The sequence below is a fragment of the Providencia sp. PROV200 genome (assembly GCF_049901995.1).
In the GTDB taxonomy this organism is placed as follows: Bacteria; Pseudomonadota; Gammaproteobacteria; order Enterobacterales; family Enterobacteriaceae; genus Providencia; species Providencia rettgeri_E.
Window position 1 is genome coordinate 187333 of sequence record NZ_CP096308.1, and the last position, 25509, is coordinate 212841.

The following is a 25509-nucleotide window of genomic DNA, read 5'->3' on the forward strand; positions in this document are numbered from 1 at the left end:
ACAAAAAAACCACTCGATATATAGAGTGGTTTTCAGTTCGCTAACTTGACACTTCCAACTTAATAGCTCATCTCCGGCTCGGTCCCGCCTGCCCAACGGCGTTCCCAATGCTCCAGATAAACCTCAGCCACTTCTGGTAAATTATACAACACGATCGCATTTTCACTGTTTCGCTTATTCGCACTATCGCTGTAGTTGAAAGATCCAGTTTCCACCGTTTGCCGGTCAACCACGATGAACTTGTCGTGCATGATGGCATATCGCCCGTTGGTTCGGATTGGGATCTTAGCCAGTCTTACCGTATTCATCGCTGATATAGAGTGCTTGCTCTTATTGCCTTTCTCATCCACCACAATCTTGACATCAATACCACGCTTCTTTGCTGCCACCAGCTCTTTCACGATATCTCTCGATGTAAAGGAATATGCGGCCAGGCGGAGCTCTGACTTTGCCGAGCGGATAGCATTGATGATCGCCTTCTGGGCTGACCCTTCTGGCGAGAAGCCAATTACGATTTGCGTTTGGTGGTTTATCTGCGCGCCTTTCTGTGCGCGTGGAGGGATTTGTTCGCTTTGTTCTTGGCTACTACCCAGACCGTTAAGCAGATCGTCAAATTTAAACGCGAATGCGTTTTGGGCTGATAACGAGAGAGTGAAAGCCAAGGAACTGACCAAAAGCTTTTTCTTGAGATCCATGAGTCACCATTTTAGAAGTTTGTAATTGCACTAACCATTACAACACAGGGAAAACAAGCAACAAAACGTTTAGCCATGCGATTTGTTCACCTTTTTTCTACATGCAGAAAACTCAATAAATCAGATTTTTATCCATTACATCTAACCATTTCCCTTTTTGCATCAAAAAGTCACCTTATTTCTCATGTTTCAAGGTATTTCTGTCAGGCTTTTTTAATGAATCAGGTATTCGGTATCTGTATATTTATCTGCGTTCCCTGCTGAAACCCGTTAAATAGTCAGGTGAACATCCAAAAACTGAAATTTAACTCAAGAAAGGATGTTAACGATGAAAACTATCTCCGCCCGTAACCTGAAATCTGTTCTGGCTGCTTCCGCTGTTCTGGCTCTGGGCGTGACCGCCGTTTACGCGAAAGGTACCGAGCAAACTGGTTTTAGCGAAGTGTGGGCCACAATCACTTCCTACATGCAGGGTTCTCTGGGCCGCGTGCTGGTGGGTCTGATCGTCATCGTCGGCGTTGCTGCTGCGGTTGTTCGCCAGTCCCTGATGACCTTCGCGGTCGCTGTTGGTGCGGCCATCGGCCTGTACTACGCGCCGGATATCATCAACGGCATGATGACTTCCACCAGCGCCGTAACGACCGCCCTGCCAGCTGGCATCTAATTCAGCGGCTACGGCCAGCATCAAGAAAACCCGACTTCGGTCGGGTTTTTGCTTTGTAGCGCAAATTACAGCGAGCTTTGTAGGTCTGCGACAAATGGCTTAATATCACGTTCAAACACTTCAGAAATGACTTCTGATACTGCTTTTACCCTAGCGAGTTCAGCGGCATCTTTATGTACGACTTTCCACACTTCATATTTTTTCTTTCTGGCCTTATCCGGCCATATTCGAATTAACTCAGGATACCGTTGCTCTTGGTAGCATGGCAGTTCCCCTAAAGCCATTCCCGAACGCACAAAGGTTGTGAGTAAGAAGCTTGATGTCAGCCTGGCTACAACCCGCGCATCTCGGCGAGATTCACCTACCATCGTATCAGGTACAGGGCTGCTGAATTTATTGTCGTATAAAGCGATATCATGGTTAGCAAGGTGCTGGCCGAGTTCTGGTGGGCCAAACTTATCAAGGTATGTCTGGGTTGCGTATAGGCCGACATCCCAGCTCCCTAGCCTTTTAGCAATTAGATCTGGTGCCGCAGGTCTTTGGATTCGCACGGCAATTTCAGCTTCACCACGCGACATATCTGCCATCTGTGCGCCAAGTTTCATGGTGACATTAATATTGGGGTAGCGATCTCTCAATATCTTAACTGCTGACATTAGGAATTCGACTGCAAGCCTGTCTGTAGTAGCTATTGATACGTCACCGGAGAATTCACCATTAGATCCTTCACTCAAGCGCAGAAAGGAAACAGAGTTACGCTCCATTTCCTGGGCGATACCTAACACTCTTTCTGCCACTTCAGTAGGAACTAATCCATCTGGCGTGCGGTAAAACAGTTTAGCACCGAGTTGTTTTTCTAAATTTGTTAGCCTTCGACTTACCGTGGTCTGATCCATCGACAAACGAATCGATGCCCCCCTCAAGGAATTGGTTCGAAAAGCAGCAAGGAAAACTTTGACGTCGTCCCATCCCGATAAATACATGCATCCTCCCCATGCAAAATTGCAGCCTAGGATTGTATTTTTGCAATTTACTTTTTTGAAGTAAACAAAAAGGGAGGCGCATTAAAAATGCAACCTCCCTTTTTGGTCTGAAATGCTGGTGATTAGATAATTTGACCAACCCACAAAAAATACCACAAAGAAGCATAGCCAAGCACCCAGGCCCCTACTAAAGCACGAAATCGGCGCTGATATGCACTACGTGTTTTATGCTTGAACATCTGCTGGGCGATGATGCAACCCGGCCAACCACCGAGAAAGGCCAGCGCATCAAGCGTTAATTCCTCTACTCGCGGGCCTCTCTCGATAGCCTGTTGCTTGTCCTTACGATACACGTAAATCGAAATGAGGCTCCAGGCAATCATCCACAGCACCGAGTATGCGTAAAACATCATTTATTCCTCTCATCAATATTCGTGGAGAGATAATCCCGAAGGTTTGTCATCGCAAGCGTAGTGCGATCTTCCACTTCCTCAGCTGTATCAAAGAACTTCGCCAGTTTACGATTGGCCTTTCTTAGTGCTTTTGTTGCTATATCCTGCTGCACCAGAAACGCCTCACTGCGCTGCTCATCCAGACTTTGAATGGTTAGTTCGTTTAACTGCATTGTGGCATCCTGCACGGCCTTTTGCAGTTGCTTTTTCTTTTGTGCCTGCCGGTCAGACTCACGAAGGGCGCGCGTGCTCTTCATATACAGCGTGCGTAACGTTTTAACAAGGCTATCTGGGCTAATGGGCTCGCTATTTAAGGGTTCTTCATCGGGATTCTTCATGCACTTATGGCCTGTTGTTGTGGGGATTTCTAAACCGGTAACCACTACCGAGTTTTACGATAATACCTCCCCAAATTTATCGTCTCTATGAGACACCGAATGAATCCACTAGTCAGCCTTTTTTGTCCCCGATCCGCTCTCCTTTTTTGTGCCAACTCGGTTGTATAAATCGTACCATTTATGTCCATTTCAACCGACAGGAAGGCTCATGGCAGCAACTGACGAGCAACAGAGGATTATCGACTACAAGGCTGAGCCCGGATCGATGGTTTGCGTGCAGGCCTATGCAGGCTCGGGCAAAACATTCACACTAAAGGTCTATGCCGACACGCATAAAGACAAGAAGATGCTTTACTTGGTCTTCAATAAGTCTATCCGTGAAGAGGCGGAGAAAAAATTCCCTAAAAACGTGGAGTGCAAAACCTCTCATGCGCTGGCCGCTGCACGCTTTAAGCATTATCGCCATAAAACAAAGTTGAATATTCAGGTTAAAGAGTACCGCGATCTGATGGAGGAAGAGGATTGGCGCGTGGTCAAACTGGCTATCAATGGCCTTTCACACTTTATGAACTCAGCTGACTATGAAATTAACACGACCCACGTATTAAAAGATCTCGGCAACATTGACAAAATCCCACCTTCACGCGTGGATTCGGCATTGCGCGCAGCGCGTCGGATCTGGAAGCAACAAATCGATCAGGAATCTGACGTGCCTTGCACGAATAACACGTTACTGAAGCTTTATCAGATGTCTAACCCTGCATTGGATTCGGTCTATGACATTATCCTGTTCGATGAAGCTCAGGACGCCAACCCCGTGACACTCGATATTGTGCTCAATAACAAGTGTGCGAAGTTATTTGTCGGCGATAAGCATCAAATGATTAACCGCTGGCGTGGTGCAGAGAATGCGCTGGACGTTGTTGAAGAAAAAGGCGCGTCAGTCCTCAGGCTGACAAAGTCTTTCCGCTTTGGCCCAATGGTTGCAGCTCTTGCCAATGTGGTCTTATCCATGATTGGCGAAACCCACCCACTTGTAGGGTTGGGTAAGCTGGATGAAGTTTGTCAGCCTCATGAAATCGCCGAACATGGCTTCCATGCTGTTATCTCACGAACGTACATGGGAGTCATTTCTTCTGCCTATGAGGCTATCCTGATGGGGAAGCGTGTCATGTGGAATGGTGGTATCGGTAAGTACAATCTGGGGGAGTTGCTTGATCTTCACGCCATGAAAACAAGTAACTATGAAGCTATTAAAAACCCTCGGGTGCTGACAGATTACGGTAACTGGGCCAACTTCCAGGAGATTGCCGAAACGACCAAAGACACGAACATGATGCGGGCTATCAGGTTGATGGAAAACTACGTTGATATCCCCGGCATGGTCGATACGATGCGCCTGAATGAGGCTCGTACCCACAAAGATGCTGATCTTATTATCACCACGGCTCACACATCCAAGGGCATGGAATGGGATAACGTTATCCTCAATGATGATTACCCAAGCATTATTGAAGCTTTGATGATGAAGAAATCGAAACAAAGCATTATTGATGAGATGAACCTGCTTTATGTCGCGATTACCCGCACACAGAGCCGCATCAACATTAATGGCTCAATGATGGAGCTGCTGGAACAATATAACCATAGGCGAGAACGAAACGAATCCATCATTATCGTGTAAAGAAAAGGCCCGTAATGGGCCTTTATTCAATAAGACTAAGGTCTTGATCGGATGATATCTTTTCTGCCTTCACTATTGGTTTTATTAATATCTATCTCTGGGAATTTATTTTTTAAATTCTCTATTAAAGAAGCCAATTCCATTTGCAATGACATTGAAAGCGAGCCAATAACATCCCAAGCCATCTGAGCATCGCTGCTTTCGTACCTTTTTCTCCCTGGAAATATATAATCAAGTCCATTCTGGTGATGATCATAAAAAAACTGACCAGCTTCAACTAATTGACTCCAGTTTTCATAAATATTGTTCAGTATTTTGAAAGTTGTAGTGTCATACAAATAAAATGCACTTGACTTGAATATCGCTCTAAATGATTCCCAGCAGGTTGAGCCATCAAAATACATTATGTTAGGCAATGCCTCAAAATAATAATCAAGTATATTTGTATCGAGATAATTCATTAAACCGGTCAGGGTATTAATATCACTCTGGCGCTTGATTTTTTCTGTTATGGCTGGGTCAGATTCATTAGGGTATGCAGGGTTATTAGAGGTGATCAATTCAATGGCGAATATAAGTAACTTTTCTAGGTTTTTCTTTCCGTCATCTCTATTCGAATTATATAGTGAAACCCTCTGCTTATTGATGTCAAATGGTAGGTCTTTGGGGCCATGCCCTTCGCTACTATTCAACAAAGTAATTATTCGCCCCCAACCTATTTTTGCAACTGCAAAACCCAGTTCAAACATAACGTTAGGATTTGGAAATTCATTTTTAGGTGTCCCATTTTGAGGTATCACTGTCACATCGCTAATCACGATTTGTGATGCCGATATTTTAGCCAATATAGTTGCTAAAATGTCAGGACTTCCTGATGAGTAATCCGTGGCTTGATCCCATTCATATATGAATGTTGATTGTTTTTCATTCAGATGCGTCACTGCTTTTGTTAAAGCATCACGAATATAGAACCTATTTTTGCGTTCGTCATAGCTTGATTGCCAAGAATAGAAAATCTTGACTTTTTCCTTTTCGCCTTCCATTCATTCCACTTATAATTAATGTTTTAATGACTAATTATATCAACATTTAAGACGATTTGAGACGGAAGATTTTAATAACCTTTAGAATAAATCAATGGCTTTTCTGGGATACTCAATGAACATTAAAAAATGCCCGGCGAAACCGGGCATCAACATTTATTTTTTGGCCTGTGCCGGTGCGGGAGCTTTCTCTAAACCACCTTTCACCATTCGCTCAATGACGTCAACGAAGCCTGCGAATGGTCTCGCGCCGACAATGCTTTCACGTTCACCGGTTTTGTTGTCGATCACGATGGTAGTTGGCGTCCCGTTTACGCCGTCTTTGGTACCGGCATCCATATCACGCTTGATGCGCTGGATGATTTTCGGATCCTGCATACAGGTGTCAAACGCTGCTTTATCCAGCTCAAACAATGCAGGGATGCCTGCGCTGTCTTCAAAGCCTTTGCCATTGCCCTGCGTGTGCTCAAACCAGTAGTTGGTCGCACCCCAGAAGCCTTTCGGTCCTTTTTGCTCTGCCACGCACTCTGCTGTCATTGCCGCTTTGGTTGCCATTGGCTCATGAAAAGCCAGGTTGAAGTGACGCCATTCCCAGTTCACCGCGCCATTATTGGCCGTATCGACCAGATATTTCGGCGTCTTATGGAACTGCTTACAGAACGGACATTCCAGGTCTTCATAATTCACCAGCGTGAATCGTGCGTCCGGATTACCGTAGATGTAGCGCCCGTCTTTGTTGACACTGACCTGTTCCCAGCCTTTGTATAGTTCAGCGCGTTTCTCTGCCAGCTTATCTTCCTCCAAACCGGCTAACGCAGCTTGTACCGCCGACTTAACATCACCGTTAGCACCAACGCCACCACCACCGGATTTAGCCAACTGCGCAAAGTGCCCCTCAACACTTGCGGATATGCTTTTGCTAAAGTTTTCGACTTCAACCACCTGCGATTGAAGCGCGTTAAGTTTGGTCTTGATGGCGCTCGTTTGCACGGCAGTGTAAAGACTTGCGCCCATTGACACAGCAATCATCACGCCAATTGCAATTGGCCCAACGACTTGAATTTTATTGACTTGCTTGGACATTATTTTCTTACCCCACTTAAGAATTAATTAGTCACTTAAAATTTGGTGAACTGGTTATCGACATACATCTTGAGTCGATACTGACGCAGTTCTTCCGGTTCGCCACGGGTCAGCACGTCAATTTCATGCTGGCTCAGACGGTAACCTGGTGTAGAGCAATAACGCTCTTTAATTTGCAGGTACTCGCCACGTTTGGCAGTTTGCTTATTGTTCGGCAGCATGAACGAATTTTCATCGCAGAACCTGGGTGACTGAGTAAATGTCCCGCGCGGGCCGTTAGCATAGGCACTGCTGGATACACTGGTCAGTAAAATCTGGGTGTCCAGATCGTGTGCAACATACCGCTTACCCGTTTGGTCATGAACGGCATATGGGCTCACAAGCGTATGCTCATAGCCTGGGTGGCGCAGTGCAGCACCGCCACGTTCAGTGCTGTAGTAAGACTCTGAAAACTCATAGCCTTCAGGGTAAGTCGCCTTGACCACCGTCACCTGCGTTTCATCAACATAGGTGCGTTCAGGGGCCTTTGGTTCATCCGCTGCACACCCGGTCAAGGTGGCTATGACTAAGGTTGCCAACAATGGCAATGCGAAACGTTTACGGGTTTTCATCACTTCTTCTCCGGTTAGAAAGCACAGACATTATCCTTTTTTTTAAAATTGCCAGTTACCGTTTTAGCCGACAAAACGATGGCCTTTTCGTTCCTGCACACCCCCAGTCATGGGTTATCGTACTTGCACTACAACGGAGAGCTTTAAATGCTGAAGATCATCAAAACGCTGTTTGGCAAAAAAAATGAGGAACAGAGCGAGATTAACATCCCCCTGGAGACCCTCGAAGAAATCGACTCTATGCGCGACGGTGTGGATTCAATGGTTGTACGGGGTGACATTTTGCGCTACCCGCCTGCCGAAATTGGTTTTCCAGCACTGATACCGGGAAGCTACATTCTGCGTGAAAAGCAGACCGATATGATCCAGGCCATTAAACGCGAACTGAATATCCGAGATAGCGAATTTGAGCAGCTGATGATGCCGATGCTTGATAGCTTTGCGAACTTCGTGCAGCTGTTCCCTGCATCGGAACACCACCACCACCGAGCGCAGAGTGGACTGATGCGCCATTCTCTTGAAGTATGTTTCCAGAGCATCCGTAAAGCCAAAAACATTGAATTCGATTCGATGGAAATGCCCGTGGTGAAATCCAGCCGCATGTTGGCCTGGCGTCTTGCGATTGCGACAGCGGGCCTTCTGCATGACATTGGCAAGCCGTTTACCGATTACGAAGTCTGGGACAAATCCGGCACCTATCACTGGCCTCCGGGGCGCACCCCGATCCATGAATGGGCAAAAGCCAATAAAATTGAACGTTACTTCCTCGTTTGGAAGAGCTCGCGCCACCAGCAGCACCACTCCAGCACCACCGCCATGATGATGATGATCATGCCGCAAATCCTGCATGAGTTCCTGCTGAGCGAAGGCAACGACATCTATAACGAGCTGACTCGGGCAATGGCCGTGAGTACCGTTCGCCTGGATGCCACTGAAGAAAACGCCCCTGAAATGAAAAACAAGATCCTTAAAATTGTGAAGGAATCTGACGTTATTTCTGTCCGCCACGACCTGCAACGCTACGGCGGTGATGCGGTACGTGCAACGCAATCGGGTGTGCCTGCGGTCCAACGCATCGTAGATGCCATGCGCCACCTACTTAAGAAAGGAGTGTGGCAACCCAACAAACCCGGCAACCCGATTTGGGTCACCACCTATGGCGTGTTTATCGTTTGGGGTACTGCGGTCAAAGACATCACCAACACCGTGAAGAAGTCCGGTGCAGTGATCCCGCAGTCGGCCAACAGTCTGGCTGATCTGATGATGAGCTACAAATTGTGCATTCCGAACGTAAATAAAAACGAAGATACCGCATATTGGCGAATTGCCCCACACATCATGAATGACCGCGATTCGCGTAACAGTAAAGAGCCGAAAGTAGCGCTGAGTTGCCTGCGTCTAATCTCTCCGGACGTTCTGTTTGTGGACACAATGGAGCCGCTGCCTATTTCCTCCCGTATCCGAATTGAGAGCGAATGGCGTGAATTCCAGACCAGTAAAGGGAAAAACATCCCTGTGCTGAAAGAAAGTCGTCCTTTCGTGGGGAATAAAGAGCCGCGTGAAAACAGCATTCCGGCTGACGTCGATCCTGAAATCCTGAAAGGTGGCACTCTGCTGCCGGATGAGAATGACAATCCGCTGGATAATATGTTTGGAGCCTCGAATCCGGTGACCTCTGATAACGCCCACGAGCTACTGCATCACTTGAATCTTCTGTCTGATGCTGACTACGAAAAAGTGAATGCCCGTCAGGACGCGAAAGCCAAAGCACAAGCGGAATTGGCTAATCAAAAACCAGGGGTAGCATTCCAGACTCCAATTGAACAAAGTCAGCCTGTTAAAACCTCTTCGCCCGAAGCAAAAATAGCCAAAGTTGGGCCACAACAACGGAGCCTGAAAGACGTTTTGAGCAAGCAAGATACCTCTGCCGAAATGCCCCCTCCAATCATGTCGGAGCCAGAGCATTATCAGGAGCCAGAGTTTGACCGTGAAACCTTATCTTTGTGGGAGACTCTCAAAAACCACGCTGTCGCTGATGGGTATCAAAATGACGAACAGAATCTGGTTGAGAAAAAACCGGCTATCGACCCTATGTCTGATGCAAGAGCAAAAATCCAACGCGTACAGGACGAAGTGGACAATGGGAATTTTACGCCAGTGACCCCGGAAAATGATTTTGGCTACAACAAGAATAACGAGGTGGCATTTGGTACCGAACAACTGACTGCACTGCACCAAGACCAAAGCCCATTGTTCCGCAATGCCTCAGATCTTGCCAAGGACAAACTCGCGTCCTACGTGGCCGCGAATCAGTCTGCCCTTTTCCATGAAAGCGGCCACTGCTGCATCATCCTGGAGAACGGGGTTGAGGACTCACTCTTCGAACCGATGCGGGATGCAGATTGGATCTGGTATCCGTTTATGGAGGCTCCTTGCGAGTATTACACCCATCGTTCGCAAATGTGTTTCTACTTGCGTAAAGAGCTCAATACTGACATCGACCAGCTTTCAGGTCACCGTTATCGTGCCAGCCTAAGTCCGTTTGACCTGACCGACATCAGTGTGGATATGACCGAAGTCTATCGCGCCATTGCCACCAAAGGGGCAAATAAAACTGCGTTCAATGGCGACCCAGTGATCGCCTTGTCCTCGCTGCAAAAACGCCGTATTGCACAAGATCTGAACATCAACGCAAATCAGTTCCAACAGGTACTGATCGATAATTTCGACTACGTGACCCGTACTGGTGTCGATTACATCCTCGTTAACAGCAATATTCAAAATTTCATGGTGAATGATAATGAGTGAGTGGAGTTATAACATGCGCTGGCGTCCCAACTTTGAGGCGCTGGAAATTGCAGGCTGGGGTGTGGGGATTGCTGCCTCACTGGCGGTCAATGCCGCATTCAATATGCCTGCGGTTCCTTGTTATTTGGCTGTTGCGGTACAAGCGGCCTATGCGGCTCGTTCCGTACCTTCCGCATGGGATATTTACAAGCATAAGAGCCGGTTAAAGCGAAAGCCTAACGTTCTGAAAATGGAGTTGGAATCCGTTATTGATGTCATGATGAAATTCCCCGACAGCTACCTGCTGGGGTATGGTTTTGAATGGGGTCAACCTGAAGGTCAGTTAGCCTCCGAACTCATCAAGCGCGACATCAAAAAGTTCGTTAGCAAGGTGCCAGAAAACTTCATGGGTTTGGGTTGGATCCATGCGCTTGGTGAAAAGCAACAATGGATACGAGTCGCTGAAGATCTGCTGTCATTGCATACCCTGGTGACCGGTACAACCGGTTCAGGTAAAACAACATACTATAAGTTACTCATCCTTCAGGCAGCACTGAAGAAACAACCGCTCATTCTCATCGACCCGAAAAACGATGAAGAGTTGGCTGACTGGATGGAAATGTGTCTGCGTTTGGTGAACCGCGAAGATAAATTCAACTACATGTCGCTGGCGCACCCGGAGAAATCCGCGCGCATTTCTCCGATCACCAACTACACTCGTGCAGGTGAAGTAGCTAACCGTATTACATCCGTTATCCAGCGTGCCGATGGCACCAGTGACCCGTTCGTATCGTTCGGTATCATGTCCTTAACCACAGTCGTAGAACTGATGAAAATCTGCGAATTGAAACCCACGCTCAAGAACGTGAAAACCCAGTTGGGGTCGGATGTATCATCTCTGGCTGATCTCATCATCAAATCAGTGACCAAAATTGGCCGTCAGGTGCTCGGTGAAGATGACTTTGACCGTATTTTCGCCATGCGCATGGATCGTTATGCAAACAAAGCGAAGGGGCCAAAGGAAATCGCTGATATTTGCGCCGAAATTTACCGCAACGACATCAAAGCAAACCGCAGCTTCCCAAGCATTGAAGCAGGGCTGGATATGCTCGGCCACCAGCGTGAGCACTTCCAGAAGATGATCCTCAACGTGATGCCTATCCTCAGCCAGCTGACTCAGGGTTTCATGGCTGAATTACTATCCCCGGACAGTGACGATGAATCCCAGTTGAATGACTTCCGCCCTATCTCCAACGTGCGCGACATCATCACAACCGGAGGCATGCTGTACATGGGGCTAGACTCCTTAGCGGATGCAGAAACTGGTTCGGCGGTGGGCTCTATCTTCTTGTCAGACATCACCAGTGTGTCAGCGGACGTGTACAACTTTATGAAACCACGCGGGGATGACCTGGCCCCAGTGATGGTTCTTATCGACGAAGCTGCTGAGGTCATTAACGATCAAGTGATCAAGATGTTGAACAAAACCCGTGGCGCGGGCTTCCGCCTATTTATTTCATCTCAGTCCACCAGCGACTTTGAGGCGCGCCTGGGGTCTGAAGCCAAGATGAAACAAATCGTCACCAACACCAACCACTTTACTGCGTTGCGTACCCCCGATCCTGATGCGCAAGAGGCCGTCATGAAGCGTGTACCAATGACCAAGTTCAAGTATGTCATGCGCGGGCATGGCTCCAGTGCTGGTGCTGACCCTGAAATGATCTCTGGTTCGGTCAGTGAACGCATTATGGAAGAAGAAGGCGAGTTGTTCCCTTCTCCGTTGCTGGGCTGGTTACCAAACCTTGAATTTATGGCAATTAACCAGGCGAACAAAATCGTCAAAGGTAAAGTGCCCATCATTATGTCACCGAAGGGAGATAAGGCCTTCAACCAGGCCAGTAAGAAAGCCCTGAAGTTCCTCAAACTGTACGAGAAGAAAGTTCGGGGTGAGAAGTCGCGTATTCGTGTTGGGGGTAAAAAGTCATGATCAAAATGAAAACCTATTTTTTACGTAAAGAAGATTGCAACGCGTATGACAGCTTAACGCTGGTGTGGCCGTGTGTTGAGCCTATTACGCAATCACTCATCTCCTTACTGCCTAGCACCCTGACTAAGGGGCTGGTGGCCGATGCGGTGCAGTCCTCGGTGATGGCATATAACCAACAGGTTGATTGCCCTCTAAATGACTGGGAACGCCTGGCGGTTTATTTCATTACGTTGGCTAATTTCGTCACCGAGCACCTTGGCGGAAAAATAGGGTTCAACGAGCTGGCAACTACAAGTCAGTTACCCCGCAGGCTGAATAGCGAGCTCATTAATGCGGTGGCGGATAAACTCGCATTAAGGATCTTACATGCTTGACCAATTAACCGAAGAGAAATGGCCCCAGACGATAAAGATGATTATCATCTTCAGTACGGCAATACTGTTCGTCATTTCCATGTTTTTCCCGGCCTCGTATTTTTACGAGAACGTGAAAAAAGAAGTTGCCTGGGGCCAGCGATTGATCGGCGATACGGATTTCACACCAGTGATCTCGGACGTCAACAAAAACTACCGTTCATTCTTTGTAAATACTGGAGTGGATGGCTTCTTGCGTGACTTCTATGAGCTCGATTCATCCGATATGGCAAATCAAGGTGGTCCACTTTTCCTTTTCGCTTCCATCTTCCGAAACATGGCCGAAAACCTGAATTACTGGTTTTATATGATCGTGTATCGATTGACCCTGAATATATACTGGCTTCCGTACATGCTTGTGGTCACACTTCCCTCTCTCTTTGCTGGGATCATGCGCTGGAACGCTAAGCGATACACGTTTGCCTATTCGTCACCGTTTCTTAACCGCCGCAGCATGGTGCTGATTGGTTGGGGGATTTACAGTATTTTGCTGTCACTGTTTGTCCCTCTGCCAGTACCGCCGATGATTGGTGCCCTCATCATGATTGTGATGATCCCAATAGGCAGTTCGTTGCTCATCAGTAACCTTCCAAAACGCATCTAAATTCCTCCCCCGAAAAGCACCGCGTTTTGCGGTGCTTTTCATTATCAGCGCCAAAACCGGAATGGTAAATTATCCCCCGAGGTGAACTATGAATGAACTGAAGCACGTCTATCTGTCCGGACTCTTGTGTATTGCCTTTTCAGTCTGTCTGGGCGCGGGTGTTCTGCTTACTGATAAGTCTGAGCAGATCCACGAGTTGAATGCGGTCCTCCACAAGTCCAGCTACTTAACCGACCGGGACAAGATGGACCGTGAAATGGCTGAAGTATTGTTGCCACGGCTACAAGCCCAGCAGGAAGAAATGAAAAAACGCGGGGCAATAAAGAAACCTGACATGGTTTACGTCCCTGAACAATTACAGCAATCCCGAGGTTATTAATGGCTAAGCGTACAGGTTTGAAAAGCGTCATTTATGGCATTCCATTGGCTGTCATGATCGCCACTTCGGGGTTCGTCGCCTACACGTTGGATAAACAAACGCGCCTGCTTAACGACTTGGCCGTTGTCGCTGATATGCAGCGCAATGTCATCAGTAATCGGGGGGATTTGGAAGCAGCGTTCGACCGTTATATTGCGGCCTCTGGGCTAAAAGTCAACGAACAGTCTAAAGGGGCAAATTCGATTGGCTTCAGTACCGGTAAAAAACCGTCTGAGTCTTACGCGCCGTCTACAGATAGTGAGCGTATTTACGGCAATCCTGACGCACAGTTTTACGTCATTGAGTATTCCGATTTTGAATGCCCGTACTGCAAAACCCATTTCCCGCAAATGATGGATCTGGTGGATTCCTCGTCCGGCAATATCGCGATGGTGTTCAAGCACGTTCCGGTACACGGCCAGGCATCACGCACCGAATCTCTCGCCTCTGAATGTGCCGCAGAGCAAGGTGGAAATCCGGCATTTTATAAGATGGCACGGGCTATTTTTGCGGATACCCGCTCCGACGGTCACGGTATGGCAACGCCATTGGACAAATTGGCTGAAAACAATGGGCTGGATGGGCAGCGCATTATTGAGTGCGTTAACGCCGCTCGCCCAAGCGCAAAAATTGCGGAAGATGTGAAAGAGGCCGCGCGACTCAATATTCAACAAACGCCTGCAAACATCGTGGTGTACGGCGATAAATCGGCAATGGTGCAAGGCTCGGTCAACGGGACAGGCCTGATGCAAATGATGGCGCAATTGGCCCAAGGGGGTGAGAAGTAAAAGAGTCCGGGCATTGTGTTAAAGCACCCGAAGGGGTTCGGGTATTTCGATTCATAATTGGGGGTAAGAATGAGTGAGCCAGTCCACATCTCGCATTCTGTCGATGATCCGCCGAAGTTCTTCTTCTGGAGCGTTGATGAAGCGATGCCATTTTTCGTTTTCCTGGGTATCGGGGTCTTTACGGGCCGTATCTTTACGATGTCACTCATCGGCATCGTGATCACTCGGTTCTATGGCAGCTTTCTGCAAAAGGCGTCAGAAAAATACTTTCTGCATCTGTGTTACTGGAAGTTCGGTGTTTCTTTCGGGAAAAGCACCATTGTACCTAACGCATTCGACCGGGAATTTATTGTATGAAGAGCAAAGATTTTAAAAAGGGTTTGCTGAACATGAAAGGCGAAAACACCACGCTGAAACTGGTGTTGGTTGTTTCGATTATCTGCATCGGCATTCTCTCCAGCACATTAATGAACCGTTCACAGATCGTGACCATTGTTCCACCCAACCTGACCGAAACCACTTGGTTAGATGAAAAGACGGCCGGACAGCCTTACATGCAGGCATGGGCTATCTATTTGGCTAACTCTATGGGTAACGCAACACCTGAGTCAGTGGACATGCTGAAGAAATCTATCGGCCCATTCCTGGATGCGGGTATTTACACGCAAGTCATGAAGCGCATTGATGACCAGATTGACCAGATTAAGCGTGATCGTATCAGTCTGAGCTTTACACCGACTCGCGTATACCACGACCCCAAAGCCCCTGGCACCTACTTCGTAGAAGGCAGTCAAGGTCTTGAAGGGATCGCCGGTAACCCTATCGTGAAGCCCGTTACGTTCCAAATGACAATTGATGTGAAAGGTTACCGACCTGTGCTGACCTTTATCAACATCAAGCAAGGTAAAGCCGAATTGCCGAGCGACAAAAAAGGCGACAAATAAATCCAGGGAACACTGTCCCGTAAATTTCGTCACCCGCCTCGTGCGGGTTATAACCACATTGAGCGCTTTTACGATGACGTAAAAGCTAGGTAAACAAAGTGAGCAGCATTAACAAAACCGTCGCGGTAACTTCCTGTGTATTGCGTCTGTCACTGTTCGGGGGAACAAATGTTGAATAGTAAACACGTTAAAATATTGGCGCTGATGATTGCGTCAATCACCGCCGGGCCATCCATTGCGAATGGCCTTGACGTTAATAGCAATACACTGTCAGTCGATAACGGCGTCGTACTCCAGCGTTCTGGGGACTCTGCATCTGAAGAGCCTGTTGTCGTTGCATCGAAAAAAGGTAATCACACAGCAACTGCGGGCGCATCAACCAATGCCAGTTCCAGTGATAATCCTGCCGTAGACGGCATTAACGTCCAACCGGTCCCTAACGCCATTGTTCAGCCTGTCCGATTAACTGATGATGTCATCCCTTCTCGCCAGGATCTGATTGTAGAGCCCGGCGTAAATACCCTGATCCCGATTTCTCTCGGCCAGCTTAACCGTATCGTGACGCCGTTCGAGAGACCAACAGTGCAGCGCTTGCAACTGACTGACGTAAAAGTCAGCGTACAAGGCAATGTGATCTATGTTTCAACGACCTCAACCAATCCGGTCGCACTGTATATCAGCGAAAAAGGTGACGAAAGTGTCGCGCTGTCTTTGTCTCTGGTTCCGCAAAAGATTGCACCAGTACAAGCTTCGTTAATGCTTTCGCGTAAAGTCGGTAATGCTCCGGCCGGAGCGGGGCATGCGCAGTCAGCAGGGGTGATGTACGGCGGTAACGAAGCCAAAGCTCGTAAATGGGAGCAGAAAGACAACTACGTCGAAACGATCCGAAACATTCTTCGGGCTGTTGCGTTGGGCGATATTCCTCCTGGCTATGCAATGGGCAATTTAGGCTCTGGTCATAGCATTCCAAACTGTAACTTCAGCACAGGTACAGCGCAGGACAATATCAAATACAGCTTTGCTGGCGGCCAATATATTCAGGGCAGTCAGTTCAGTGTCATCGTGGGCGTTGCGCAGAATACCGGCGCTTCTACCATCACGGTAGACGAGTCACTTTGCACTCACCCTAACCTCGCCGCGCGCGCACTCTGGAGCCGGAACACGCTCCAGCCGGGCCAAAAGACTGAAGCCTACTTTGTCATTCGCAATCAGTCACAGCAGGCACAGGTTGATGATTATGTACGTCCTAAATTAGCGGAGTAATAAAAAGATGAGTAAATTGAAAGAACGCTGGGACACGCTGGACGCCAAGAAAAAACGTCTTTTTGTGTTGGGGGGTACGTTTGTTGTACTGATCCCAGCTATCCTCCTGCTGATGCCTGAATCGCGCACACCTGCGGCGCGCGGGCCATCAGAGCAAGTTATTTCCAGTGTATTGACTGACACTGACACCCAGGGGGTTAGCCAGAACGCGATCGCTGCTCGCCTGCGCGCTTTAGGGGAAGCGATTGAAAAGCAAAACTCAAACATCACGGATTTGAAAAAATCCATTAACGTTGACGAAATCAACAAGCGCCTGATCGCCATTGAGCAACAACAACGCACCGACCGTATTGAACAAGAAAAGCTGAAAAAACGTGTTGCTGAAGGCTCTACCGTATTGCCTTACTCCAAATCAGTTCGGTCAAAAGACGTCTACAGCGGCGATAATAATGCTAAGCAAGGTGTAGAGAAGTTAACGTCGGACAGTGTTCACGAAAACCTGAATAACGACGGCACGCTCCAACGAGTGTACGAAAACACCCAGCAGCCGAACCCCGCTGATTTTGCTGCGGATAAAGACGCCAAAGGTAAAGACGGTAAGGCGGCACCACAAGCAACGCCGGATATTATCTCTGTGCATGAGGACATAAAAGAGGTCGCTGCCGCTGATCCTGATGATGATCCAGCATTCCAAACCTACCTCCCAGCGACCTCAATCCTGAGTGGTGTCTTCATTTCAGGTATGGATGCACCGACGTCACAGAACGCTCGCAAAGACCCCTACCCAGCGCTTATCCGCATCAAGAAAGACGCCATCCTGCCGAACCGCTTCCGTGCGGACGTGCGTGAGTGTGGCATGTTGGCCGCTGGATTTGGCGAGCTGTCGTCCGAACGCGGCTACTTCCGCTCTGAGGTGATCACCTGCATTCGTGATGATGGTGCTGTATTTGAATCTCCACTCGATGCGTATGCAGTGGGGGAAGATGGTAAGGCTGGTGTACGTGGTCGTCTGGTTACCAAGCAAGGTCAATACCTGGCGAAAGCCTTGACCGCAGGCTTTTTACAGGCTGCGTCATCGTTGTTTAGCGTCCAGAACATTCCGACTATCAACGTTACCCGCGATAACAACAGCGGTAAGAAAAACAACACGCCTTATGAGCAAGTGATGAGCAGCGAAGCCCTTCAAGGTGCTGCTATCGCTGGTGTTGGTGGAGCATTAGAACGCTTGGCCGATTTCTACATGAACATGGCCGGTGATCTGTTCCCTGTTATCGAAATCGATCCGGGTCGCAGTGTCGATTTTATCGTTCAAAAAGGTGTAACGCTGAAATTTACCCGCGTCAAGCCTAATGGCAAAGCAACGCCTACCACTTTCAATTCTAACGGGACTCACTAATTATGTGGAAAAAACGTCTTTTAGCAATCTGTGTCGCAGTAACTGGTCTGGCCGCATTGTCTGGTTGTTCGCTGGTGGATGGGAATTCAGAATACGGCTGTAAAGGTATGCCCAATGCTGTCACTTGTATGAACATCCGCGACATCCACCAGCTGACCGATGGTGATGACTACCAAGATCGCATTGATGCGGTGTCGGAACAACAGCTGTCTGGTAAACCAGTAGATCTGAAGCGAAACAGTGTTGCAGGTACCGCCGGGGCTGGTGGTGTGGCAACTGGTGGTCGTTATGTACCTGTCCCTGCTGCTACCGCAAACCCTCAGCCAATCCGTACTCAGGCACAGGTAATGCGTGTGTTGGTTGACCCTTATGAATCCGCAGACGGTGATCTGAACGTCCCTGGCTATGTGTACACCGAAATTGAACCTCGCCGCTGGGAAGTTGGCGCGTCACATGCATCGACCCGGAGTGCTGTTATTCGACCAATGAGCACGCCTCCAGTGGCGGCACAAGCCCCTCAAACACCGAGCAAATAATGCTCCAATTGAAATTAATGCAAACTGAATGATTTGATATTCCCCCTCAAATACAGTCAGTTGTGTTATAAAAGCCGCCTAGTGCGGCTTTCTTTCATTTAGGGTCTCATTGCTATTTATAAGGATTGTGATTAAAATTACAGACGCATGGTAACCATACCGCATTTTGCCAATGCTGACATTCGATGTGTGACTTACCCCTCGCATTGGATAAACCCCACTCAGACATATTGGTAAATGGATTCATGCGCAAGGCCGTTCCCCCTCGAACGGCCTTACCTTTTTCTAATCCTGCAAAAATCCCCCTTAAAGAGAACGCTGTTTTTTGACCTCGTTTTGCTGGCCTTTTCGCTGTTAATCCGCCTTTTCACCATTGAAAATGTAGCCTCATTCACAGGAGCACTCCAATGACGCTACGCAAGAAAGTATTATCCCTGATTCTGTCCGCCAGCTTCGCCGCTTCCGCTTTTGCCGGTGCAGATGTGAACGCTGATACTGTGTTTAACAACAAAGCCTTCATGAACGCGCCGAAGGAAAGCAAAGACGTCAAGCGCTTCGTTGTGCCAACCAACGGCATTATCGCGCTGGAAGTTGACGGCAAAGTCAACCTGCTGTCGTCAAATGGCCGGTACCTGTTCAAAGGCACCATGTACGACACTTGGGCCAAGAAAGACCTGACCACACTTGATGAGATCACCAAGTATGCCAGCATCATTCCGATCAAAGAGCTGAAACTGAACATCGCTGATCTTCAACCTGCCGTTTGGGGCGACGGACCTAAAAAAGTCATTCTATTCACTGACCCGAACTGCGTGCATTGTGCCGCAGCCCTTAATCAGCTGGCTGACCTAGACCCGCACGAATACACCGTTAACGTTCTGTCCCTGGGTGCCCTCGGCGAGCCAAGCCAAATCCGTAACAAAGAGCTGTACTGTGCTTCAGATCGCTACCGTGCCGACCGCGCTATTATCGCGCATGAAAAAACCAAATTTGACCAGGTTAAAGACTGTGATATGCAGGCATTGGCACGCCGCACAATCACCGCTCAGGTGTTAGGCGTCAGTATGGTGCCATTCATCATTCGAGACGACGGTGCTTTCAGCATCGGCGCACCAAAACAAGGTCTGAAAGCCTTCCTGGCTGGTCAATAAGTTCTTCTTTCTGTGGGGTTAGAATGAGCGAATCAATCATCATACAGCGTTTGAAGTCTATCAAACGCTTCTCAGATGTGTGCCCGGTTCGGGCATACGATGAGAAAAACCACATTTTCCTATGTGACAATAAATATATCGGTTTCGGCTTCCTTTGCCGTCCCTTATCCGGTACCAGCGGTAAAGAGATGCAGCAATTACAAACATTGCTGTCCTCAAATTTCCCGGCGAAAACCATTGTGCAGTTCGACCTGATTGCCAGCCCGAATATCGTTGGCAAAATTAACCAGATGGACGTTCTGCGCATGGACTGTGATGACGAAGTATTGCGCGATGCAATCTACAACCGTTCTAAATTTCTGCTTCACAGCACCGACTATCCTATGAAGGGTACGGGTACCCGTGTCCGCAACTGTTTGTTGCTGATCACGGTGAAGGTGCCGGTGAAAAACGAATACGACATGCGAGAAGAAGAATTCAACCTGATTTCTGAATTCCGCAACACGTTTGACACCACGCTGGGGATCATGGGCTTGTGCCCTGCTACACTGACGCGCGACCGTTACATCGATGTGCTTTCTTCCATTTTAAATCAGGGGGAAACTGCTTCGTGGCGTGACCGTAATCCGCTACAAGTGCAAGACGATTTGATGATCTCTGAGCAACTGGTTGACCCTGACCGAGAGTTCTTCATTCGCAATAAATACTGTGCCTTCGGCAATCCAGAAGACGAAGACCAGCGAGGTGAGCGTCACACAGGCACAACATTTGTGCGCACATTAAGCGCCAAAAAACTACCTAAGCGGTTTTTCCCTGGGCAAGCTCAATATTTCCTCGGCGATATGATGAGCGGCGCTACTGGTATTAAATCGTCCTGCATTATCTCCATGAGCATGATCTTCTTCGACCAGCAAAACGCGAAGACCAAGTTCACGCAAAAGCGTAACTGGATCGTGCAGCAAACCGATGGGCCAATGGTGAAATGGATCCCATCGTTGAAAACTATCCGAGAAGGTTACGACCTGCTGAGTGACAAGCTGGACAACGGCGAGCCAATTTGTAAAGCCAAATTCACAGTGACTATCTTCTCAAACTCCAAAGACGGTGTATTCCGTGCTAGCCAGGAAGCGGCCAGCTACCTCAACACCTATCAATTCAAAATGATCCCGGATAGCTACTTTGTTGCGCCTATTTTCCTCTCGTCCCTGCCTATGTTCAACGAGGCTGGTGCTGAGAAATCAATGGGCCGTTACCGCACGCTGGCACTGAGTGAAGCTTTGGTTATCTCACCACTTTACGCTGACTGGCAAGGTACCAGTAACCCGGCGTTAATGCTGACTTCCCGATCGGGGCAGGTGCAGATGCTCGACCTGTTCGACTCTGATACAAACTACAACGCCTGTATTGCGGCAGAGTCCGGTTCTGGTAAGTCGTTCTTAACCAACTACATTATTACCGCTTATCGCAGTCTGGGAGCGAAGGTGTGGTGTATCGACGTAGGGGACTCGTACAAAAACATTTGTGAGACCTACAACGGGGACTACCTGGACTTCCATCCGGATAAGAAGCCATGTCTCAACTTCTTTGAACTGATTGAAGACTACTTCGGTGAAAACCCGGATAACGAAGACGGCGGTGAAGAAGACCTGATTATCGGTCTCCTATCTGTGATGGCTGCGCCTAAGGCTGGTCTGAACGACTTCGAAGAAGCTCGTATGAAAGAACACGTTGCCAATCTCGTTCGCAAGCACGGTAAAGAGACTACCGTTGATATGGTTGCGGAATCACTTCTGGCGGATGAAGAGAACGACATTAAACGTTTGGGGCACCAATTGTACCCATTCACCAGCCGGGGTCAGTACGGCAAGTTCTTCGTAGGCAAAAACAACATTGACTTCCGTAACCCGTTTACGGTTCTGGAACTGTCGCGCCTGGAAAGCTCTGAGCACCTGAAGCAGGTTGTGCTGTTACAGCTGATTTACCAAATCCAGCAAGACATGTTTATGGGCGATCGCGGCCAGATGAAAATCGTGGTTATCGATGAAGCCTGGGCTTTACTCAAAGGAAACATCGGCGCGTTCATTGAAAAAGGTTACCGCCGCTTCCGTAAATACAACGGCGCTGCCATTACGATCACGCAATCCATTAACGATATTTACAAAGATAGCGTCGGAAAATCTATCGCCGACAACTCTGCGTTTATGCTGTTACTGGGTCAGAGTGAATCTGCGATCAACGAAGCTCAGCACCACCAGCGCTTAGCACTGGATGATGCAGGGTACCGTTTCTTGAAAACGGTGCGTTCAAGCCGAGGGGTTTACTCCGAAATTTACGTTATCTCCAAATCCGGTCAGGGGATTAGCCGGTTGATTGTGGATCCGTTCTCCATGCTGCTGTACTCGACAGCGCCGGATGACGTGGCAGCTATCAGAAAACGTAAAGCACAGGGCATGTCCACCCAGGATGCCATCAATTCAATTCTTGAAGAACGACAACGAGGTATAGCCGCATGATTAAGACCGCAGCTGTTTCATTACTCTGCGGGTTTCTGGGAGCCGCCCTTTATGGGCGGTTCGTCCCTCCCGCTGCACCAACTGACTACATTGCTGTGGTTAGTTATACCGGGGCAAATGGAAAGGTTCTCAGCGACCCTCAAATCAAACTGGTTCATGCGCGCGCCGAGGCAATGGCGAAAGCTGGCTACATGGTCCTCAATGAGTCCGCTCTATACAAATATCCTGCCTATATGCAGATCCCGCAAACAGTTTCTTCGTCAGGCAACTAACCGGGGGTATCGTGGTCATGGCCGCAGCGAACTCACTTTGGAAGAAGATTTATAAGCAAAAGCGACCGTGGAAAAAACATGCTTTGCTGATGTTGCTGGTGGGGGCGATCTCTGCGCCATCAAGTTATTACGTGTTGCATCGTTTCGAAATTGGTATTGACCCTCAAAATAACCAGTGCTTACCCCCTTACCGTATTTATCTGGTAGATAAGCACGACACTACCCCCGTTAAAGGCACTACCTTTGCTTTCAGTTCGAAATACATGGGTGAGTCAGGGAAAGGCATCAAAATGGTGGACGGGGTCGGTGGGGATGCCATCTCTGTGAATGATGAAGAGACCACAGTAAATGGTTCGATGGTCGGTGAAGGCCTAGCGCTTGCCACAGAATCAGGTCACACCCCTCAAGAACTTACTCGCAATGGAGTTATCCCTGAGGGTCGGATCTGGCTTATGGGCCGAACAAAACTCAGCTTCGACTCTCGCTACTGGGGATCGGTGCCGGAAACACAAATCATAGGAAGGGCCTACCCGATATGGTAATCCAACTAAAAGTCACGAAGTTTCGCAAAGCTCTCATCGCATTGGCCGTGTTTAGTAGCATGGCCTATTCTGTCAGTGCGGCATCACTGCCTTTGACGGATTTACCCTCTCGCCCTGCTGAGGTAACGGATAATGAGAAGGCCGATATTGATAGCCTCATCCGTGTAGCAAGAGAGCAACAAAAAAATGAAGAAGCTAATGCAAAGTCAGCGCGTGAAAATAACCGCGAAATGCTTCGAAAAATGCCAGAAACGCGTACTGACAATGAAATGATAAGTGACACTGTCACTGGCGCAATTGCAGATGCTGACGTTGCGGACGGTAAACAAAACAAAATGGCCGGTGATTTTTACTATGTGCTAGTTTCTGCATCACTGTCTGATAAGGAAATTAAAGACATGATGACCGACTACGATGGCCGCAGGGATGTCTCGTTGGTTATTCGTGGCGTTACTGATAAAGCAAAATTAATGGACGAACTCACTCGCTGGCAACAGCTGGTGCTCGACTCCGGTGCAGAAGTGACAGTTAATCTGGATCCGGTCATCTTCAAAGATAATGCCGTTACCGCAGTTCCAACCATCATCCATGAGAAAGATGGTGAGTTTGTAGCCAGCGTATCTGGCATCTCGAATATCGACTTCCTGAAGGGTAAAACCGGTAAGCTGGGTACCGCAGGCCCTACGAAAGAAGTCGTGGAGCGCAGCCTGCTGGACATGATTGAAGAAGGGGTTAAAAATCTCGACTTTGAGCAAATGAAAAAAGACGCTTTGAACAACTATTGGCCTCGCCAGCGCCAGGAATTTGAAGTGTTCCCGACAGTTAAGAAGCGCGCAACCCACACCATCGATCCTACGGTAATCATTCCCCAAGATATTGTCACGCCTGAAGGGGTTGTCGTCGCTAAAAAAGGAAAGGTGAATCCGTTAGATGTGATTCCGTTCGGCCAGAAGCTGATAGTGTTTGATGCCAGCGTGCCGTGGCAGCGTGACTTTGCGCGCCATGAGTACGAAAACACGGAGCCAGGCATCAATCCCATTCTGATCACAACGAACGTATACGGTGATGGCTGGGATACGTTCAAAGATGCAGCGCAGCATTACGGTGAGAAAGCCCGACTCTACATGATCCTGCCAGGTATGTCTGAGCGCTTTGGTATTGAAGCGGTACCCAGTATCGTCACTGCTGACAGAAAAGTATTCATCATCAATGAGTACCCTGAAGCCAACTATGCTAATAAGGTGGCAAAATGAAATCCTTACACAAAAAATTAAAATCATTCAGTTTGCACCTAATCGCTGCCACGGCTGTTTCCTTATGCTTTGCAGGCAATGCAATGGCTGATAAAACAGCCGAGACTGCGCCTGCGGTGAATGAGGTATGCCGTGATAATCAACTTCTTTCCTTCAAGCTTTTTACCGACGTATGCTGGGGGTGTATTTTCCCAATCAAGGTTGCAGGAATTACAATGGGCCCCTCCGGTAAAGTGCCAGACAATGCCGCTAGTGGTATGGCGTGTGCTTGCCAAGACGGTCTTGGGGTGTATCACCCAGGCGTGCTGACAGCTATGTGGGAGCCCCGCAAAATCATCGAACTAACACGCACGCCAGGCTGCATGTCTTCGCTGGGAGGGGTTAACCTTAACCTCGGCAATAACCTTCAGTACGGCATCCAAACCGACGGCGGTGATGAAGAGCGACGTAATAAGTTTTCAATCAGCTTCTATAACGCCCACATGTACGCTCTTCCTCTGTTGCGTATGCTTGACCTGTATTTGCCGGGGCAATGTACTGCTGACCCGTACAGTGACTTTGATGTGGTTAGTTTCTCTGAGATTGACCCAACCTGGAACAACACAGCTTTGGCTTTCTTCCAGAACCCGGAATCGGCTGCGGTTGCAAACGTCGTGGCACAGCAAGCTTGTGCATTAGAGGCAGCGGCTCAATTCGCGGGGAAACAACCAATGGACTCGCTTTGGTGGTGTGCGGGCTCTTGGGGAGGGCAATACCCATTGACGGGATCGGTGCGCAGTATGGACACGACTCGAACAACCAGCTTGGCCGGTATTCGCGAGCTTGCTGTTGAACACCGTCGTGGTTTGGCTTACCGGACTATGGGGAATGATACAGTCTGCCGGTCAAAGATCTACCCGACCTTACCTAAGCAGCAATACAAACTGAATATGTTCAGTCCGACACCTGAAACCAAAGAAGGCCATGAAGTCGGTGAATCCCCATATCAGTGGCAAGGTGGAATGTATCGCTACCCCACAGGAAAAGGCCAAGACTCAACATACATGATCTATCAATGGATGGATTGCTGCCGAACTATTTAACTCGCAG

At 48.4% G+C, this 25509-nt stretch carries 26 protein-coding genes; 19 read left to right on the forward strand and 7 right to left on the reverse strand.

Annotation, left to right across the window (positions count from 1 at the left end; all coding sequences use genetic code 11):
- Positions 1–59: 59 nt before the first annotated feature.
- Positions 60–695 (reverse strand): phospholipase D family protein, encoded by a 636-nt coding sequence (locus M1E86_RS20885; RefSeq protein WP_080750914.1) that lies wholly within the window; start codon positions 693–695, stop codon positions 60–62.
- A gap of 328 nt (positions 696–1023) precedes the next feature.
- On the opposite strand from M1E86_RS20885, the gene traA reads away from it, so the two are divergent.
- Positions 1024–1359, forward strand: a complete 336-nt coding sequence (gene traA, locus M1E86_RS20890) for a TraA family conjugative transfer protein (RefSeq protein ID WP_042847274.1) — start codon at positions 1024–1026, stop codon at positions 1357–1359.
- A gap of 65 nt (positions 1360–1424) precedes the next feature.
- Here the strand turns inward: traA and M1E86_RS20895 are convergent, their stop codons facing one another.
- The 3 genes from M1E86_RS20895 to M1E86_RS20905 all read right to left on the reverse strand — a co-directional run bounded on the left by M1E86_RS20895 (position 1425) and on the right by M1E86_RS20905 (position 3132).
- Positions 1425–2342 (reverse strand): LysR family transcriptional regulator, encoded by a 918-nt coding sequence (locus M1E86_RS20895; protein ID WP_042847272.1) that lies wholly within the window; start codon positions 2340–2342, stop codon positions 1425–1427.
- 122 nt (positions 2343–2464) lie between these two features.
- Complete coding sequence (locus tag M1E86_RS20900; protein WP_226617172.1) at positions 2465–2755, reverse strand: DUF1294 domain-containing protein; 291 nt, start codon at positions 2753–2755, stop codon at positions 2465–2467.
- Complete coding sequence (locus M1E86_RS20905; RefSeq protein WP_042847269.1) at positions 2752–3132, reverse strand: hypothetical protein; 381 nt, start codon at positions 3130–3132, stop codon at positions 2752–2754. Before M1E86_RS20905 ends, M1E86_RS20900 begins: the two co-directional genes overlap by 4 nt.
- Positions 3133–3340: 208 nt before the next feature.
- Between M1E86_RS20905 and M1E86_RS20910 the strand changes: the two genes are divergently transcribed.
- Positions 3341–4816 (forward strand): 3'-5' exonuclease, encoded by a 1476-nt coding sequence (locus M1E86_RS20910; protein WP_042847267.1) that lies wholly within the window; start codon positions 3341–3343, stop codon positions 4814–4816.
- A 35-nt stretch (positions 4817–4851) separates the two neighbouring features.
- On the opposite strand, the gene M1E86_RS20915 is transcribed toward M1E86_RS20910, so the two are convergent.
- The 3 genes from M1E86_RS20915 to M1E86_RS20925 form a co-directional block, all read right to left on the reverse strand.
- Complete coding sequence (locus tag M1E86_RS20915) at positions 4852–5859, reverse strand: hypothetical protein (RefSeq protein ID WP_052219384.1); 1008 nt, start codon at positions 5857–5859, stop codon at positions 4852–4854.
- Between the two features lie 156 nt (positions 5860–6015).
- Positions 6016–6942, reverse strand: coding sequence for a thioredoxin domain-containing protein (locus M1E86_RS20920; RefSeq protein ID WP_052219383.1), 927 nt, complete (start codon positions 6940–6942; stop codon positions 6016–6018).
- Positions 6943–6977: 35 nt separating this feature from the next.
- Complete coding sequence (locus tag M1E86_RS20925) at positions 6978–7553, reverse strand: hypothetical protein (RefSeq protein ID WP_042847265.1); 576 nt, start codon at positions 7551–7553, stop codon at positions 6978–6980.
- Positions 7554–7700: 147 nt separating this feature from the next.
- Here M1E86_RS20925 and mobH point away from each other — a divergent pair, with 147 nt between their 5' ends.
- The 17 genes from mobH to M1E86_RS21010 all read left to right on the forward strand — a co-directional run bounded on the left by mobH (position 7701) and on the right by M1E86_RS21010 (position 25502).
- Complete coding sequence (gene mobH, locus M1E86_RS20930) at positions 7701–10361, forward strand: MobH family relaxase (RefSeq protein WP_191901256.1); 2661 nt, start codon at positions 7701–7703, stop codon at positions 10359–10361.
- Positions 10354–12327, forward strand: coding sequence for a conjugative transfer system coupling protein TraD (traD, locus tag M1E86_RS20935; protein WP_042847261.1), 1974 nt, complete (start codon positions 10354–10356; stop codon positions 12325–12327). Before mobH ends, traD begins: the two co-directional genes overlap by 8 nt.
- Positions 12324–12701 (forward strand): hypothetical protein, encoded by a 378-nt coding sequence (locus M1E86_RS20940; RefSeq protein ID WP_052219382.1) that lies wholly within the window; start codon positions 12324–12326, stop codon positions 12699–12701. The genes traD and M1E86_RS20940 overlap by 4 nt, the downstream gene beginning before the upstream one ends.
- Positions 12694–13344: a DUF4400 domain-containing protein gene (locus tag M1E86_RS20945; protein ID WP_042847258.1), complete on the forward strand. Its 651-nt coding sequence runs from the start codon at positions 12694–12696 to the stop codon at positions 13342–13344. Before M1E86_RS20940 ends, M1E86_RS20945 begins: the two co-directional genes overlap by 8 nt.
- A gap of 88 nt (positions 13345–13432) precedes the next feature.
- Positions 13433–13723: a hypothetical protein gene (locus tag M1E86_RS20950; protein ID WP_191901258.1), complete on the forward strand. Its 291-nt coding sequence runs from the start codon at positions 13433–13435 to the stop codon at positions 13721–13723.
- Positions 13723–14550 carry a DsbA family protein gene (locus tag M1E86_RS20955; RefSeq protein WP_042847254.1) on the forward strand — a complete coding sequence of 276 codons (828 nt, stop codon included), beginning with the start codon at positions 13723–13725 and terminating at the stop codon, positions 14548–14550. Before M1E86_RS20950 ends, M1E86_RS20955 begins: the two co-directional genes overlap by 1 nt.
- A 69-nt stretch (positions 14551–14619) precedes the next feature.
- Entirely contained in the window at positions 14620–14907 is a 288-nt protein-coding gene (traL, locus tag M1E86_RS20960) for a type IV conjugative transfer system protein TraL (protein ID WP_042847251.1), read from the forward strand.
- Positions 14904–15494 carry a TraE/TraK family type IV conjugative transfer system protein gene (locus M1E86_RS20965; RefSeq protein WP_052219381.1) on the forward strand — a complete coding sequence of 197 codons (591 nt, stop codon included), beginning with the start codon at positions 14904–14906 and terminating at the stop codon, positions 15492–15494. The genes traL and M1E86_RS20965 overlap by 4 nt, the downstream gene beginning before the upstream one ends.
- A gap of 135 nt (positions 15495–15629) precedes the next feature.
- Positions 15630–16757, forward strand: a complete 1128-nt coding sequence (locus M1E86_RS20970; RefSeq protein WP_426099534.1) for a TraK protein — start codon at positions 15630–15632, stop codon at positions 16755–16757.
- A gap of 7 nt (positions 16758–16764) precedes the next feature.
- A complete protein-coding gene (locus tag M1E86_RS20975) occupies positions 16765–18153 on the forward strand; it encodes a TrbI/VirB10 family protein (RefSeq protein ID WP_052219380.1) in 1389 nt (462 codons plus the stop codon).
- A gap of 2 nt (positions 18154–18155) precedes the next feature.
- Entirely contained in the window at positions 18156–18689 is a 534-nt protein-coding gene (gene traV / locus M1E86_RS20980) for a type IV conjugative transfer system lipoprotein TraV (protein WP_042847246.1), read from the forward strand.
- A gap of 407 nt (positions 18690–19096) precedes the next feature.
- Positions 19097–19840: a DsbC family protein gene (locus tag M1E86_RS20985; protein ID WP_042847243.1), complete on the forward strand. Its 744-nt coding sequence runs from the start codon at positions 19097–19099 to the stop codon at positions 19838–19840.
- Between the two features lie 23 nt (positions 19841–19863).
- On the forward strand, positions 19864–22353 hold the full coding sequence (traC, locus tag M1E86_RS20990; protein ID WP_042847241.1) for a type IV secretion system protein TraC: 2490 nt from the start codon (positions 19864–19866) through the stop codon (positions 22351–22353).
- Positions 22350–22625, forward strand: a complete 276-nt coding sequence (locus M1E86_RS20995; protein WP_042847240.1) for a hypothetical protein — start codon at positions 22350–22352, stop codon at positions 22623–22625. The genes traC and M1E86_RS20995 overlap by 4 nt, the downstream gene beginning before the upstream one ends.
- A gap of 131 nt (positions 22626–22756) precedes the next feature.
- The gene (gene lepB, locus M1E86_RS21000; RefSeq protein WP_239955657.1) at positions 22757–23167 is read left to right on the forward strand and encodes a signal peptidase I; all 411 of its coding nucleotides are present in this window, start codon (positions 22757–22759) and stop codon (positions 23165–23167) included.
- Positions 23161–24420, forward strand: a complete 1260-nt coding sequence (locus M1E86_RS21005) for a TrbC family F-type conjugative pilus assembly protein (protein WP_191901260.1) — start codon at positions 23161–23163, stop codon at positions 24418–24420. The genes lepB and M1E86_RS21005 overlap by 7 nt, the downstream gene beginning before the upstream one ends.
- The gene (locus M1E86_RS21010; RefSeq protein WP_226617178.1) at positions 24417–25502 is read left to right on the forward strand and encodes a TraU family protein; all 1086 of its coding nucleotides are present in this window, start codon (positions 24417–24419) and stop codon (positions 25500–25502) included. Before M1E86_RS21005 ends, M1E86_RS21010 begins: the two co-directional genes overlap by 4 nt.
- The last annotated feature ends 7 nt before the right edge of the window (positions 25503–25509 follow it).